Source organism: Bacillus sp. B28, from assembly GCF_029536185.1.
In the GTDB taxonomy this organism is placed as follows: Bacteria; Bacillota; Bacilli; order Bacillales; family Bacillaceae; genus Bacillus; species Bacillus halotolerans.
The window spans coordinates 128865-141968 of record NZ_CP120511.1 but is presented as its reverse complement, the minus strand read 5'-3'; the positions used below and the strand labels follow the sequence as shown (position 1 = coordinate 141968).

22 protein-coding genes are annotated in these 13104 nt (G+C 42.0%); all 22 read right to left on the bottom strand.

The window, feature by feature from the left end; genetic code table 11:
* Positions 1 to 11: 11 nt before the first annotated feature.
* The 22 genes from rpsH to P3L57_RS00690 all read right to left on the bottom strand — a co-directional run bounded on the left by rpsH (position 12) and on the right by P3L57_RS00690 (position 13046).
* A complete protein-coding gene (rpsH, locus tag P3L57_RS00795; protein WP_010332776.1) occupies positions 12 to 410 on the bottom strand; it encodes a 30S ribosomal protein S8 in 399 nt (132 codons plus the stop codon).
* A 30-nt stretch (positions 411 to 440) separates the two neighbouring features.
* On the bottom strand, positions 441 to 626 hold the full coding sequence (gene rpsN / locus P3L57_RS00790; protein ID WP_003156488.1) for a 30S ribosomal protein S14: 186 nt from the start codon (positions 624 to 626) through the stop codon (positions 441 to 443).
* Positions 627 to 648: 22 nt separating this feature from the next.
* Positions 649 to 1188, bottom strand: a complete 540-nt coding sequence (gene rplE / locus P3L57_RS00785; protein ID WP_044153413.1) for a 50S ribosomal protein L5 — start codon at positions 1186 to 1188, stop codon at positions 649 to 651.
* A gap of 25 nt (positions 1189 to 1213) precedes the next feature.
* Positions 1214 to 1525 carry a 50S ribosomal protein L24 gene (gene rplX / locus P3L57_RS00780; protein WP_003156486.1) on the bottom strand — a complete coding sequence of 104 codons (312 nt, stop codon included), beginning with the start codon at positions 1523 to 1525 and terminating at the stop codon, positions 1214 to 1216.
* 36 nt (positions 1526 to 1561) lie between these two features.
* Entirely contained in the window at positions 1562 to 1930 is a 369-nt protein-coding gene (gene rplN / locus P3L57_RS00775) for a 50S ribosomal protein L14 (protein ID WP_003225805.1), read from the bottom strand.
* Between the two features lie 40 nt (positions 1931 to 1970).
* Complete coding sequence (gene rpsQ / locus P3L57_RS00770; protein WP_003178345.1) at positions 1971 to 2234, bottom strand: 30S ribosomal protein S17; 264 nt, start codon at positions 2232 to 2234, stop codon at positions 1971 to 1973.
* Positions 2235 to 2256: 22 nt separating this feature from the next.
* A complete protein-coding gene (gene rpmC / locus P3L57_RS00765) occupies positions 2257 to 2457 on the bottom strand; it encodes a 50S ribosomal protein L29 (RefSeq protein WP_003156482.1) in 201 nt (66 codons plus the stop codon).
* Complete coding sequence (gene rplP / locus P3L57_RS00760) at positions 2447 to 2881, bottom strand: 50S ribosomal protein L16 (RefSeq protein ID WP_003225801.1); 435 nt, start codon at positions 2879 to 2881, stop codon at positions 2447 to 2449. The genes rpmC and rplP overlap by 11 nt, the downstream gene beginning before the upstream one ends.
* 1 nt (position 2882) lies before the next feature.
* Positions 2883 to 3539, bottom strand: coding sequence for a 30S ribosomal protein S3 (gene rpsC, locus P3L57_RS00755; protein ID WP_010332773.1), 657 nt, complete (start codon positions 3537 to 3539; stop codon positions 2883 to 2885).
* Positions 3540 to 3542: 3 nt separating this feature from the next.
* Positions 3543 to 3884, bottom strand: a complete 342-nt coding sequence (rplV, locus tag P3L57_RS00750) for a 50S ribosomal protein L22 (RefSeq protein WP_003156475.1) — start codon at positions 3882 to 3884, stop codon at positions 3543 to 3545.
* A gap of 16 nt (positions 3885 to 3900) precedes the next feature.
* Positions 3901 to 4179: a 30S ribosomal protein S19 gene (gene rpsS, locus P3L57_RS00745; RefSeq protein WP_003156472.1), complete on the bottom strand. Its 279-nt coding sequence runs from the start codon at positions 4177 to 4179 to the stop codon at positions 3901 to 3903.
* 57 nt (positions 4180 to 4236) lie between these two features.
* Positions 4237 to 5070, bottom strand: coding sequence for a 50S ribosomal protein L2 (gene rplB / locus P3L57_RS00740; protein WP_003225795.1), 834 nt, complete (start codon positions 5068 to 5070; stop codon positions 4237 to 4239).
* A gap of 31 nt (positions 5071 to 5101) precedes the next feature.
* Complete coding sequence (rplW, locus tag P3L57_RS00735) at positions 5102 to 5389, bottom strand: 50S ribosomal protein L23 (RefSeq protein WP_003225793.1); 288 nt, start codon at positions 5387 to 5389, stop codon at positions 5102 to 5104.
* A complete protein-coding gene (gene rplD, locus P3L57_RS00730) occupies positions 5389 to 6012 on the bottom strand; it encodes a 50S ribosomal protein L4 (RefSeq protein ID WP_003242004.1) in 624 nt (207 codons plus the stop codon). Before rplD ends, rplW begins: the two co-directional genes overlap by 1 nt.
* Before the next feature lie 27 nt (positions 6013 to 6039).
* On the bottom strand, positions 6040 to 6669 hold the full coding sequence (gene rplC / locus P3L57_RS00725) for a 50S ribosomal protein L3 (RefSeq protein WP_059291697.1): 630 nt from the start codon (positions 6667 to 6669) through the stop codon (positions 6040 to 6042).
* A 39-nt stretch (positions 6670 to 6708) separates the two neighbouring features.
* A complete protein-coding gene (gene rpsJ / locus P3L57_RS00720) occupies positions 6709 to 7017 on the bottom strand; it encodes a 30S ribosomal protein S10 (protein WP_003156464.1) in 309 nt (102 codons plus the stop codon).
* Between the two features lie 259 nt (positions 7018 to 7276).
* Positions 7277 to 8215, bottom strand: coding sequence for an alpha/beta fold hydrolase (locus P3L57_RS00715; protein WP_069487687.1), 939 nt, complete (start codon positions 8213 to 8215; stop codon positions 7277 to 7279).
* 98 nt (positions 8216 to 8313) lie between these two features.
* A complete protein-coding gene (gene tuf / locus P3L57_RS00710) occupies positions 8314 to 9504 on the bottom strand; it encodes an elongation factor Tu (RefSeq protein ID WP_010332768.1) in 1191 nt (396 codons plus the stop codon).
* 119 nt (positions 9505 to 9623) lie between these two features.
* Positions 9624 to 11702, bottom strand: a complete 2079-nt coding sequence (gene fusA, locus P3L57_RS00705) for an elongation factor G (protein ID WP_044153418.1) — start codon at positions 11700 to 11702, stop codon at positions 9624 to 9626.
* Positions 11703 to 11754: 52 nt separating this feature from the next.
* Entirely contained in the window at positions 11755 to 12225 is a 471-nt protein-coding gene (rpsG, locus tag P3L57_RS00700; protein ID WP_003225784.1) for a 30S ribosomal protein S7, read from the bottom strand.
* 41 nt (positions 12226 to 12266) lie between these two features.
* Positions 12267 to 12683, bottom strand: coding sequence for a 30S ribosomal protein S12 (gene rpsL / locus P3L57_RS00695; protein ID WP_003156445.1), 417 nt, complete (start codon positions 12681 to 12683; stop codon positions 12267 to 12269).
* A 114-nt stretch (positions 12684 to 12797) separates the two neighbouring features.
* Positions 12798 to 13046 (bottom strand): 50S ribosomal protein L7ae-like protein, encoded by a 249-nt coding sequence (locus tag P3L57_RS00690; RefSeq protein ID WP_059291694.1) that lies wholly within the window; start codon positions 13044 to 13046, stop codon positions 12798 to 12800.
* Positions 13047 to 13104: the final 58 nt, after the last annotated feature.

Here is a 13104-nt window from a genome sequence, read left to right as displayed (position 1 = left end):
TGTTAAACTTTTTACCAAACGTATGCTAATACTTCTCCACCAGCTTGTTTTGCACGGGCTTCTTTGTCCGTTAAAACGCCATGTGATGTAGAAAGAATTGCGATTCCTAGACCGTTAAGTACACGCGGTACTTCATTAGATTTAGCATAAACACGCAAACCAGGTTTGCTGATTCTTTTAAGACCAGTGATTACGCGCTCGTTATTTTGTCCGTATTTCAAGAAAACGCGGATGATACCTTGTTTACTGTCTTCTACGAACTCAACGTCACGAATGAAACCTTCACGCTTTAAAATTTCAGCAATTTCTCTTTTCAATTTAGAAGCAGGAATTTCAAGCTTCTCATGACGTACCATGTTTGCATTACGAATACGAGTCAGCATATCTGCAATTGGATCTGTCATAACCATTAATAATTACCTCCTTCCCTTTCTTGGGGATTACCAGCTGGCTTTTTTCACGCCAGGAATTTGTCCTTTATATGCAAGCTCACGGAAACAAATACGGCAAAGTTTAAATTTACGAATGACTGAATGCGGACGTCCGCAGCGTTCACAGCGAGTGTACTCTTGTACTTTAAACTTTGGTGTACGTTGTTGTTTCGCAATCATTGACTTCTTAGCCACGATTTCGCCTCCCTTTCATTGATTATTTCTGGAACGGCATACCTACTTGAGTTAATAGCTCACGAGCCTCTTCATCAGAATTAGCAGTCGTTACAATAACGATGTCCATTCCGCGAACCTTTGTTACTTTATCGTAGTCAATTTCAGGGAAGATTAACTGTTCTTTGATACCAAGTGTGTAGTTACCGCGACCGTCGAAAGATTTTTTAGAAACCCCGCGGAAGTCACGTACACGCGGTAAAGATACAGAAATAAGTTTATCAAGGAAATCATACATGCGCTCTCCGCGAAGAGTTACTTTCGCACCGATAGGCATTCCTTCACGAAGACGGAATCCAGCAATTGATTTCTTCGCACGAGTAACGACAGGTTTTTGACCTGCGATAAACGTTAATTCTTCAACAGCACTGTCGATTGCTTTTGCGTTTTGAACAGCGTCACCAACACCCATGTTGATTACGATTTTTTCAATTTTAGGCACTTGCATAACTGAGTCATAGTTGAACTTAGTCATTAAAGCAGGTGCAATTTCTTTATTGTACTTTTCTTTAAGGCGGTTCATGAGATAGACCTCCCTTCCTTTAATACTATTTATCTAGAACTTGCCCAGATTTTTTTGCTACACGAACTTTTTTGCCATCTTCCACTTTGTATCCTACGCGAGTCACTTCACCTGTTTTAGGATCGAGCGGCATAACGTTTGATACATGAATTGGCGCCTCTTGATTAGAAATACCGCCTTGAGGGTTAGCTTGAGTTGGTTTAGAGTGTTTCTTTACCATGTTAACACCTTCAACTAAAACGCGGTCCTTTTTAGGGAAAGCAGCAAGGATTGTTCCTTGTTTGCCTTTATCTTTACCAGAGATAACCATAACTTTATCGCCTTTTTTTACATGCATCCTGATCGCACCTCCTTGAATAAGGCATTTATTTCATTAGATAACTTCTGGAGCTAGAGAAACAATTTTCATAAAGTTGTTTTCACGCAATTCACGAGCAACTGGTCCGAAGATACGAGTTCCACGCGGGCTCTTGTCGTCACGGATGATAACACATGCATTCTCATCGAAGCTGATGTATGAACCGTCACTTCTGCGCGCTCCGCTTTTAGTGCGAACGATAACAGCTTTTACGACTTCACCTTTTTTGACAACGCCTCCTGGTGTTGCTTGTTTAACCGTGCAAACAATTACATCACCAATGTTAGCTGTTTTACGACCAGAACCACCAAGAACTTTAATAGTAAGTACTTCACGTGCGCCAGAGTTGTCAGCTACTTTTAAACGAGTCTCTTGTTGAATCATTATTTGTTACCTCCCTTCGGAAAAAGAATTCCGAACTTTATTAGATAATAACAGCTTCTTCGACAACTTCAACTAGACGGAAACGCTTAGTTGCAGACAATGGACGAGTTTCCATGATCTTTACGATGTCACCGATTTTCGCTTGATTATTTTCATCATGTGCTTTGAATTTCTTTGAGTATTTTACGCGTTTACCGTAAAGTGAATGTTTCTTGTATGTTTCAACAACAACAGTGATGGTTTTATCCATTTTGTCAGAAACAACACGGCCTTGGTAAACTTTGCGTTGGTTACGTTCGCTCATGCTCACGACCTCCCCTCAGTGATTATTTATTAGCAGCAATTTCTCTTTCACGAATCACAGTTTTCATGCGCGCGATAGCTTTGCGCACTTCACGAATGCGAGCAGTATTTTCAAGTTGTCCTGTCGCTAATTGAAAGCGAAGATTGAAAAGTTCTTCTTTAAGAGACTTTACTTTTTGTTCAATTTCAGCAGTGGTAAGGTCACGAATTTCATTAGCTTTCATTTGATTCACCACCAATTTCTTCACGTTTTACGAACTTCGTTTTAATTGGCAATTTGTGAGATGCAAGACGAAGTGCTTCACGAGCAACCTCTTCAGACACACCAGAAATCTCAAATAAAACTTTGCCCGGTTTTACAACAGCTACCCAACCTTCAGGAGCCCCTTTACCGGATCCCATACGTACCTCAAGTGGTTTAGCAGTGTAAGGTTTAGAAGGGAAAATTTTGATCCAAACTTTACCGCCACGTTTCATGTAACGAGTCATCGCAATACGGGCAGCTTCGATTTGACGGTTAGTGATCCAAGAAGCTTCTAGAGCTTGGATACCGAACTCACCGAAATGTACTTCAGTACCGCCTTTCGCACGGCCACGCATTTTTCCGCGATGCTCTCTGCGATATTTAACGCGTTTAGGTAATAACATATTATTTTCCTCCTTCCTCAGTTTTCTTCTTAGTAGGAAGAACCTCTCCACGATAGATCCAGACTTTTACACCAAGCTTACCGTAAGTAGTGTCAGCTTCAGATGTTGCATAGTCAATGTCCGCACGTAATGTGTGCAATGGAACAGTTCCTTCACTGTAGTATTCAGAACGAGCGATATCTGCACCGCCAAGACGACCAGAAACCATTGTTTTCACACCTTGTGCTCCAGCACGCATTGTGCGTTGGATTTGTTGTTTCTGCGCACGGCGGAAAGAAACACGGTTTTCTAATTGACGAGCGATGTTGTCAGCAACTAGCTGTGCATCAAGATCTGCTCTTTTGATTTCAAGAATGTTAATGTGTACACGCTTGCCAGTAAGGCTGTTAAGGGCTTTACGAAGTGCTTCAACTTCAGAACCGCCTTTACCGATAACCATACCAGGCTTAGCTGTGTGGATCGTAATGTTAACACGATTTGCTGCGCGCTCGATTTCAACTTTAGAAACAGAAGCGTCAGAAAGTCGTTTGCTAATGTATTCACGAATTCTTAAATCTTCGTGCAGGAAGTCAGCGTAATCTTTACCAGCGTACCACTTAGATTCCCAATCACGAATGACTCCGATACGAAGACCGACTGGATTTACCTTTTGACCCACTACTTATCCCTCCTTCTTTTCTGATACAACGATTGTAATGTGGCTCGTACGTTTGTTGATTTGGCTCGCACGTCCCATAGCACGTGGGCGGAATCTTTTTAACGTAGGGCCTTCGTCAACGAATGCTTGAGAAATAACCAGGTTATTAGCGTCCATTTCATAGTTATGCTCAGCATTTGCAATAGCGGATTTTAATACTTTCTCGATAATTGGAGAAGCAGCTCTCGGTGTTAGGTTCAAGATTGACACTGCTTCACCTACTTGCTTGCCTCGAATCAGGTCCATTACTAGACGTGCTTTACGAGGAGCAATACGGACTGTTCTTGCAACAGCTTTAGCTTGCATTTAAAAGCCTCCTCTCTTAGCGTCTTGTTTTTTTGTCATCACTAGCATGGCCTTTGTACGTACGAGTTGGAGCGAATTCACCCAACTTATGCCCTACCATATCTTCAGAGATGAATACAGGCACGTGTTTACGTCCGTCATAGACTGCGATTGTGTGACCAATAAACTGTGGGAAAATAGTAGAACGACGAGACCAAGTTTTTACGACTTGTTTCTTGTCTGTTTCATTTAATTTCTCGATTTTTGTCATCAAGTGTCCATCGACAAATGGTCCTTTTTTTAAGCTGCGAGCCATTTTGGAACCTCCCTTCGTGATTGCACTACGGTCCGAAGTGAACCGTAGACAACCCCGTTATTTATTTTTGCGACGACGTACGATAAATTTATCAGATTTGTTCTTTTTCTTACGTGTCTTGAATCCAAGAGTTGGTTTGCCCCATGGAGACATTGGTGATTTACGTCCGATTGGCGCACGTCCTTCACCACCACCGTGTGGGTGATCGTTAGGGTTCATTACAGAACCACGAACTGTTGGACGGATGCCTTTCCAGCGAGAACGTCCAGCTTTACCAATGTTGATAAGTTCGTGCTGTTCGTTACCTACTTGACCGATAGAAGCACGGCAAGCAGAAAGAATCATGCGAACTTCTCCAGAGTTAAGACGTACAAGAACGTATTTACCTTCTTTACCAAGAACCTGAGCAGATGTACCAGCTGAACGTACAAGCTGTCCGCCTTTGCCAGGTTTTAATTCAATGTTATGCACAACTGTACCAACAGGGATGTTGATAAGTGGAAGTGCATTACCTACTTTGATGTCAGCTTCTGGACCTGACATGATTTCAGTACCCACTTGAATTCCTTTTGGAGCAAGAATGTAACGTTTTTCTCCGTCTGCATAGTTGATTAGAGCGATGTTAGCTGAACGGTTTGGATCGTATTCAACTGTAGCAACGCGTCCAGGTATACCATCTTTATCGCGTTTGAAGTCGATAACACGGTATTGGCGTTTATGTCCGCCACCTTGGTGACGTACAGTCAATTTACCTTGGTTGTTACGTCCGCCTTTTTTGTGAAGGGGAGCAAGCAAGGATTTTTCCGGCTTGTCAGTCGTGATTTCAGCAAAGTCTGAAGTTGTCATGCCACGACGTCCATTAGAGGTCGGTTTATACTTTTTAATCGCCATTTTGAATTTCCCTCCTTCTTTTTACAGATAATTAAGCTTCAAAAATTTCGATTTCTTTGCTGTCTGCAGTAAGTTTTACGATCGCTTTTCTGCGACGGCTAGTCATACCAGTATAGCGTCCGACACGTTTTGATTTACCTTTGTAGTTCATGATGTTGACTTTGTCAACCTTCACTCCAAAGATGCTTTCAACCGCGTCTTTCACTTCTGTTTTATTAGCTCTTACATCAACTTCAAAAGTATATTTCTTTTCAGCCATTAAATCGGCAGAACGTTCAGTAATGACGGGGCGCTTTAGAACATCACGAGGATCTTTCATTATGCAAGCACCTCCTCTACTTTTTCAACCGCTGCTTTTGTAATCAGAAGCTTCTCATGGTTGACAACGTCTAAAACGTTGATTCCGTTAGCTTCAACTACAGTAACTCCAGGAATGTTGCGAGCAGATAAAGCTACTGCTTCGTTAGCATCTGCAGTTACGATTAAAGCTTTTTTCTCAACAGATAATCCTTTAAGGATAGCTGCCATTTCTTTTGTTTTAGCCGTATCAAGAGTAAGATCTTCAAGAACGATGATGTTGTTGTCGTTCACTTTAGAAGACAATACTGATTTGATTGCCAAGCGGCGAACTTTTTTAGGTAATTTATAAGAATAGCTGCGTGGTGTTGGGCCGAATACGACACCACCTCCGCGCCATTGCGGTGAACGGATAGAACCTTGACGGGCACGTCCAGTACCTTTTTGACGCCATGGTTTACGACCTCCGCCGCGTACTTCAGAACGATTTTTTACTTTGTGAGATCCTTGACGTAAGGAAGCTCTTTGCATAAGAATAGCGTCGAATACAACACTCTCATTTGGCTCGATACCAAATACAGAAGCGTTTAATTCGATGTCACCAGCAGTAGAACCGTTTTGGTTGTATAATGCTACTTTTGGCATGATCAATTTCCTCCTTTCCTAAGAGAGTTATTTAGATTTAACAGCACTTTTAACAGTGATTAAAGATTTTCTCGCACCAGGTACGTTACCTTTGATCAAAAGAAGATTGCGTTCCGCATCAACTTTTACGACTTCAAGGTTTTGAACAGTGATCTGCTCTCCGCCCATACGTCCAGGCAATAATTTACCTTTGAATACACGGTTAGGATCTACAGGTCCCATTGAACCAGGACGACGGTGGTAGCGTGAACCGTGAGACATAGGTCCGCGAGATTGTCCGTGGCGCTTGATCGCACCTTGGAAACCTTTACCTTTAGATACTCCTGTTACATCTACGATTTCTCCAGCAGAGAAAATTTCAACCTTGACTTCCTGACCAACTTCATACGCATCCATTTCCACTCCGCGTAATTCTTTTACGAAGCGCTTAGGAGCAGTTTCCGCTTTAGCAACGTGTCCTTGTTCAGGTTTGTTAGAAAGCTTTTCGCGCTTGTCGTCAAAACCAAGCTGGATTGCTTCGTAGCCGTCGTTTTCAGCTGTTTTCTTTTGGAGAACAACGTTCGGAGCAGCTTCAATAACAGTTACCGGAATAAGATCACCGTTTTCTGCGAATACTTGCGTCATACCAATTTTTCTTCCTAAGATTCCTTTGGTCATTCGTCACACCTCCTATTAAGATCATTCTATATTTTAGAATTAAAGTTTAATTTCGATATCGACACCAGATGGTAAGTCTAATCGCATGAGCGCATCAACAGTTTGTGGTGTTGGGTTCACAATGTCGATTAAACGTTTATGTGTACGCATTTCAAATTGCTCACGAGAATCTTTGTATTTGTGCACCGCACGAAGGATTGTGTAAACTGATTTTTCAGTTGGCAACGGAATCGGACCAGATACGCTGGCACCAGAACGTTTTGCCGTTTCAACAATCTTCTCTGCAGATTGATCAAGGATTCTATGATCATATGCTTTCAAACGAATACGAATTTTTTGTTTTGCCATTATTTTCCCTCCTTTTCGCCTACTTCACGTTAGACAGTTCTCCGTGAGAAAAACCTGAACACCTTGCCATGGCAAAGCGGCCGGGTGTGTCAGCAACCTCTCACTTCATCGCAGTCAAAGACCAACATACACCATTATACAGAAAATAGACGTATGTTGCAAGACTTATTTAGAATATGCATGATTTGCACACTTTTAGTATTATACAGGTGTTTTTCTTATTTATCAAGAAGCGAGTGAATAAGGGAATTTTCTTCTATCACAAGTGGTACACTGCGTGTTTACTCAGAGTATTGGCAAATAATGAAGGCTCCTCGATATGCGGCGTGTGAGCGGAGTTTTTAAAATAATGCCAGCGTTTTTCAGGAGCATCCACAAACTGATAATACTGTTTCGATGTTTCTGCAGGAACAATCAAATCATGTCTCCCCGAAATAAAAAAGCTCGGTACTTTAATAGAAGAAACTGAATTAAATGCATCAAAACGAAATAAATCATCTGTTAAATACTTTGCGCTGAAACGCTGTCCTCTGATGAAACGAGAGATGTTTTTTATTCCATACTCATTTCCAGCAAGCAACTGATACAATACTGTAAGAATGTGCCGGCGATGATGAGTAAATCCTCCCCTGCTCAGTTCAATACAGACTCGAAAGATGAAGTGCTGAATTTTCTTGTTCCAAGGTGGAGGGCCGAGTAAGCCTAAGGCTACTGAAAGAAAGCGATTTGTCTTGCGCAGAGAATCATAGGCCGTTTTTTCTTCCAGCTGAGTATTAGTGACCTGACTGATTCCATAATAAGCGTGAAAAAGATCAGGCCTCTCTTGCAGTACATGAAGAGCCAGCAGCGAACCCCAAGAGTGACCTGCAAGGTACACTTTTGGGGTTGAGAAATGGTCTAAAAGCCATTCGGTTACTTGAATTGTATCTTTAATGATTTGACTGATTGTCATTGAACTCTGCGGAATCTGTTTAGTATAGGAAAGACCCGAACCCCTTTGATCCCAATTTACAACTGTAAAGTGCTGTTCCAGTTCCTTTTGATAGCTCCTGATAAATCCGATTTGGGAAGTTCCGGGACCACCATGTAAAAAAAGCAGCAATGGGTTTGCTTTATCATTTCCATTGATCATGAGCATTTGCTTCGTATTTTCGATCCTCAGTTTTTTCATGAAAGAAATTGATGTGTTTTCACTCATAACCCATAGCTCCTCAAATAAGATAAACCTTATTATACAAGCAAACAAAAAAGTACACAAAAAAACGAGACCCAAAGGGTCTCGTTTTCAATATACTATTACTCAGTGATTGTAGAAACAACGCCTGAACCAACAGTACGTCCGCCTTCACGAATAGAGAAACGAGTTCCTTCTTCGATAGCGATTGTAGAGATAAGCTCAACGTTCATTTCAGTGTTGTCTCCAGGCATAACCATTTCTACGCCTTCTGGAAGATGGATGATACCAGTTACGTCAGTTGTACGGAAGTAGAACTGAGGACGGTAGTTAGAGAAGAATGGAGTATGACGTCCACCCTCTTCTTTAGAAAGAACGTAAACTTCAGCTTTGAATTTGCTGTGTGGAGTGATTGTACCTGGTTTAGCAAGTACTTGACCACGTTGGATATCTTCACGAGCTACACCGCGAAGAAGGGCTCCAATGTTGTCTCCAGCTTCAGCGTAATCAAGAAGCTTACGGAACATTTCAACACCAGTAACAGTTGTTTTGCTGTTTTCTTCTTGAAGACCGATGATTTCAACTTCGTCACCGACTTTAACTTGTCCACGCTCAACACGTCCAGTAGCAACTGTACCACGACCAGTGATTGAGAATACGTCCTCAACTGGCATCATGAATGGTTTTTCAGTGTCACGTTCTGGAGTTGGGATGTACTCATCAACTGCATCCATAAGTTCGAAGATTTTAGCTTCGTACTCAGCATCTCCTTCAAGAGCTTTAAGAGCAGAACCTTTGATAACTGGTACATCATCACCAGGGAAGTCGTATTCGCTAAGAAGATCGCGAACTTCCATTTCAACTAGTTCAAGAAGCTCTTCGTCGTCTACCATGTCGCATTTGTTTAAGAATACAACGATGTATGGTACACCAACGTTTTTAGAAAGAAGGATGTGCTCACGAGTTTGTGGCATTGGGCCATCAGCAGCAGATACTACTAGGATAGCTCCGTCCATTTGCGCAGCACCAGTGATCATGTTTTTAACATAGTCAGCGTGTCCTGGGCAGTCAACGTGTGCATAGTGACGAGTTTCAGTTTCATACTCAACGTGTGCAGTAGAGATTGTGATACCGCGCTCACGTTCTTCTGGTGCACCATCAATTTGATCGTACGCCATAGCTGTACCTTTACCAGATTTCTTATGAAGTACTGTTGTGATAGCAGCAGTTAAAGTTGTTTTACCATGGTCAACGTGTCCAATTGTACCGATATTGGCATGTGATTTGGAACGGTCGAATTTTTCTTTAGCCATTCTAAAATCCTCCTTAAGAGCTTTTAATTAGTAATGTATAGAGTGATAGGAAGTGAAAGAAAGCTTTCACTTCCTCATCTTACAATAGTAGTTATACTTGAGTTAAGAGGCAAAATCAATTATTCGCCTTTATTTTTTTTGATAATTTCTTCAGCAATGCTCTTCGGCACTTCTTCGTAGTGATCCATGTGCATAGTGAACGTACCGCGACCTTGCGTGTTAGAACGAAGGGCAGTAGCGTAACCGAACATTTCAGCAAGAGGAACCATCGCACGAACAACTTGCGCGTTACCGCGAGCTTCCATACCTTCTACGCGTCCGCGACGAGAAGTAACATCACCCATGATGTCTCCCATGTATTCTTCAGGAATAACCACTTCTACTTTCATGATTGGTTCAAGAAGAACTGGGTTACATTTGCTGACTGCATTTTTCAATGCCATAGAAGCAGCAACTTTAAACGCCATTTCGTTTGAGTCAACATCATGGTAAGAGCCATCAAAAAGTTTTGCTTTAATGTCGATAAGCGGGAATCCAGCTAATACACCATTTTCAAGTGAATCTTCTAGACCTGCTTGAACAGCTGGGATGTATTCACGAGGAACAACCCCACCGACAATCGCATTTTCGAATTCAAAGCCAGCGCCTTCTTCGTTTGGTTCGAATTCAATCCAAACGTGACCGAACTGACCGCGTCCACCAGACTGACGTACGAATTTACCTTCAACTTTTGCACCGGAACGGAATGTTTCACGGTACGCAACTTGAGGAGCACCAACGTTAGCTTCTACTTTGAATTCACGCTTCATACGATCAACAATGATATCAAGGTGAAGCTCACCCATACCAGAGATGATTGTCTGACCAGTTTCCGGGTTTGTTTGAGTACGGAATGTTGGATCCTCTTCAGCAAGTTTTGCTAAAGCGATACCCATTTTATCTTGGTCAGCTTTTGATTTAGGCTCAATTGCAACGTCGATAACTGGTTCTGGGAATTCCATTGATTCAAGGATAACTAGATCCTTTTCATCACATAGAGTATCTCCAGTAGAAGTATCTTTTAGACCTACAGCAGCTGCGATATCGCCCGCATATACAGTAGCGATTTCTTCACGGCTGTTGGCGTGCATTTGAAGGATACGTCCAACACGCTCACGTTTGCCTTTAGTTGAGTTTTTCACGTATGAACCAGAATCAAGTGTTCCAGAGTACACACGGAAGAACGTCAGCTTACCAACGTAAGGGTCAGTCATAACTTTAAATGCTAGTGCAGAGAATGGCTCGTCATCAGAAGAATGACGCTCAATCTCTTCATTTGTATCAGGACGTATACCTTTGATTGCAGCAACGTCTGTTGGTGCAGGAAGGTAGTCAAGAACAGCATCAAGTACTAGTTGAACACCTTTGTTTTTGAAGGCAGAACCAACAAGAACTGGGTAGAATTCAACATTTAAAGTACCTTTACGGATACCTGCTTTTAACTCGTCAATAGTGATCTCTTCACCCTCAAGGTATTTGTCCATAAGATCTTCATCAAGCTCACATACAGCTTCAATGAGGCTGTTGCGAAGCTCTTCAGCTTGCTCTTTGTACTCTTCAGGGATTTCTTTCGCATCAGAACGAGTTCCGAGATCATCTTCGTAGAAATACGCAACGTTTTCTACTAGGTCAATGATACCTTCGAAGTTGTCTTCAGCACCGATCGGCAATTGAATTGCATGAGCGTTAGCTTGAAGACGATCTCTTAAAGTTCCTACAGAGTAAAGGAAGTCTGCACCGATTTTGTCCATTTTGTTGACGAAAACGATACGCGGTACTCCGTAAGTTGTTGCTTGACGCCAAACAGTTTCTGTTTGAGGCTCAACGCCAGACTGTGCGTCAAGTACAGCAACAGCACCATCAAGTACACGAAGAGAACGTTCAACTTCAACTGTGAAGTCTACGTGTCCTGGAGTATCGATGATGTTTACGCGGTATCCTTTCCACTGTGCAGTTGTCGCAGCGGAAGTGATTGTGATACCACGTTCTTGTTCCTGCTCCATCCAGTCCATTTGTGAAGCTCCTTCATGAGTTTCACCAATTTTGTGGATACGACCAGTATAGAACAAGATACGTTCTGTAGTAGTCGTTTTACCGGCATCAATGTGAGCCATGATCCCGATATTACGAGTTTTGTCTAAGGAGAACTCTCTTGCCATTGGGTAATTTCTCCTTCCTTATTGGGAAATTGTGTTTTTTAGTATATAAATCCTACCAACGATAGTGAGCAAATGCTTTGTTTGCTTCAGCCATCTTATGAGTATCTTCACGTTTCTTAACAGCAGCACCAGTGTTGTTAGCTGCGTCAAGGATTTCGTTAGCTAAACGCTCTTCCATCGTTTTTTCTCCGCGAAGACGAGCATAGTTAACTAACCAGCGAAGTCCAAGAGTAGTACGACGTTCAGGACGAACTTCTACAGGAACTTGGTAGTTCGCACCACCTACACGGCGTGCTTTTACTTCAAGTACAGGCATGATGTTTTTCAATGCTTGTTCGAAAACCTCCATTGCATCATTGCCAGTACGTTCTTTAATGATATCGAATGACTTGTATAGGATTGTTTGAGACTTACCTTTTTTACCGTCGATCATCATTTTGTTGATTAGACGAGATACAAGCTTAGAGTTGTAAATCGGATCAGGTAAAACGTCTCTTTTTGCTACAGGACCTTTACGTGGCATCTGAATATCCTCCCTTCATCAATTATACGTTTATACGTTTATTATTTTGCTTTAGGACGTTTAGTACCGTATTTAGAACGGCCTTGTGCACGGTTTTCAACTCCAGCAGTGTCAAGCGCACCACGAACGATGTGGTAACGTACCCCTGGTAAGTCTTTTACACGTCCGCCGCGGATAAGTACAACACTGTGCTCTTGCAGGTTGTGACCGATACCAGGAATGTAAGCAGTAACCTCAATTCCGTTAGTTAAACGAACACGAGCATATTTACGAAGTGCTGAGTTCGGTTTTTTCGGTGTCATTGTACCAACACGAGTACATACCCCGCGTTTTTGTGGAGAAGATACATTAGTGTGCTCTTTTTTAAAGCTGTTGTATCCTTTGTTAAGTGCAGGAGACTTTGAGTTTTCTACTTTACTCACGCGTCCTTTACGAATTAGCTGATTAATTGTAGGCATGTTTTGTTCCTCCCTTCATTACGTTTTATAACCCACATACCCAGGTGGTTCATCAATAGGCAAAAAACAATGTCTTTACACGAGAATAAATCTCACGCAAAAACAAAAAGTACGTTATAACATAATGGCAACAGCTGCTGCTCCTACTTCAATTCCGCAGGCTTTGCCGAGCTTTTTCATGGATTCAACCATTGAGACAGCAATCCCATTATCTTTCGCAAGTGTTATCACACTTGACGTAAGAATAGGATCCGCGTCTTTTGCAACGACTACTTCCTTTACTGAACCTCGTTTTAGAGCTTTCACTGTTTGCTTCGTACCAATAATAATTGATTTGGCCTGTGATACTTTATCATAAGACATAAACATATCCTCCAAAGTAACAGGTTTATTTCGAGCACCTTGGTTATATTATCATTCT

Excerpts from the sequence above, each read along its gene's own strand:
- rpsH (WP_010332776.1), bottom strand. The coding sequence starts at position 410 with ATGGTTATGACAGATCCAATTGCAGATATGCTGACTCGTATTCGTAAT.
- rplE (WP_044153413.1), bottom strand. The coding sequence starts at position 1,188 with ATGAACCGCCTTAAAGAAAAGTACAATAAAGAAATTGCACCTGCTTTA.
- rplX (WP_003156486.1), bottom strand. The coding sequence starts at position 1,525 with ATGCATGTAAAAAAAGGCGATAAAGTTATGGTTATCTCTGGTAAAGAT.
- rplN (WP_003225805.1), bottom strand. The coding sequence starts at position 1,930 with ATGATTCAACAAGAGACTCGTTTAAAAGTAGCTGACAACTCTGGCGCA.
- rpsQ (WP_003178345.1), bottom strand. The coding sequence starts at position 2,234 with ATGAGCGAACGTAACCAACGCAAAGTTTACCAAGGCCGTGTTGTTTCT.
- rpmC (WP_003156482.1), bottom strand. The coding sequence starts at position 2,457 with ATGAAAGCTAATGAAATTCGTGACCTTACCACTGCTGAAATTGAACAA.
- rplP (WP_003225801.1), bottom strand. The coding sequence starts at position 2,881 with ATGTTATTACCTAAACGCGTTAAATATCGCAGAGAGCATCGCGGAAAA.
- rplV (WP_003156475.1), bottom strand. The coding sequence starts at position 3,884 with ATGCAAGCTAAAGCTGTTGCAAGAACAGTCCGTATTGCTCCTCGTAAA.
- rpsS (WP_003156472.1), bottom strand. The coding sequence starts at position 4,179 with ATGGCTCGCAGCTTAAAAAAAGGACCATTTGTCGATGGACACTTGATG.
- rplB (WP_003225795.1), bottom strand. The coding sequence starts at position 5,070 with ATGGCGATTAAAAAGTATAAACCGACCTCTAATGGACGTCGTGGCATG.
- rplW (WP_003225793.1), bottom strand. The coding sequence starts at position 5,389 with ATGAAAGATCCTCGTGATGTTCTAAAGCGCCCCGTCATTACTGAACGT.
- rplD (WP_003242004.1), bottom strand. The coding sequence starts at position 6,012 with ATGCCAAAAGTAGCATTATACAACCAAAACGGTTCTACTGCTGGTGAC.
- rplC (WP_059291697.1), bottom strand. The coding sequence starts at position 6,669 with ATGACCAAAGGAATCTTAGGAAGAAAAATTGGTATGACGCAAGTATTC.
- rpsJ (WP_003156464.1), bottom strand. The coding sequence starts at position 7,017 with ATGGCAAAACAAAAAATTCGTATTCGTTTGAAAGCATATGATCATAGA.
- P3L57_RS00715 (WP_069487687.1), bottom strand. The coding sequence starts at position 8,215 with ATGAGTGAAAACACATCAATTTCTTTCATGAAAAAACTGAGGATCGAA.
- tuf (WP_010332768.1), bottom strand. The coding sequence starts at position 9,504 with ATGGCTAAAGAAAAATTCGACCGTTCCAAATCACATGCCAATATCGGT.
- fusA (WP_044153418.1), bottom strand. The coding sequence starts at position 11,702 with ATGGCAAGAGAGTTCTCCTTAGACAAAACTCGTAATATCGGGATCATG.
- rpsG (WP_003225784.1), bottom strand. The coding sequence starts at position 12,225 with ATGCCACGTAAAGGTCCTGTAGCAAAAAGAGACGTTTTACCTGATCCG.
- rpsL (WP_003156445.1), bottom strand. The coding sequence starts at position 12,683 with ATGCCTACAATTAATCAGCTAATTCGTAAAGGACGCGTGAGTAAAGTA.
- P3L57_RS00690 (WP_059291694.1), bottom strand. The coding sequence starts at position 13,046 with ATGTCTTATGATAAAGTATCACAGGCCAAATCAATTATTATTGGTACG.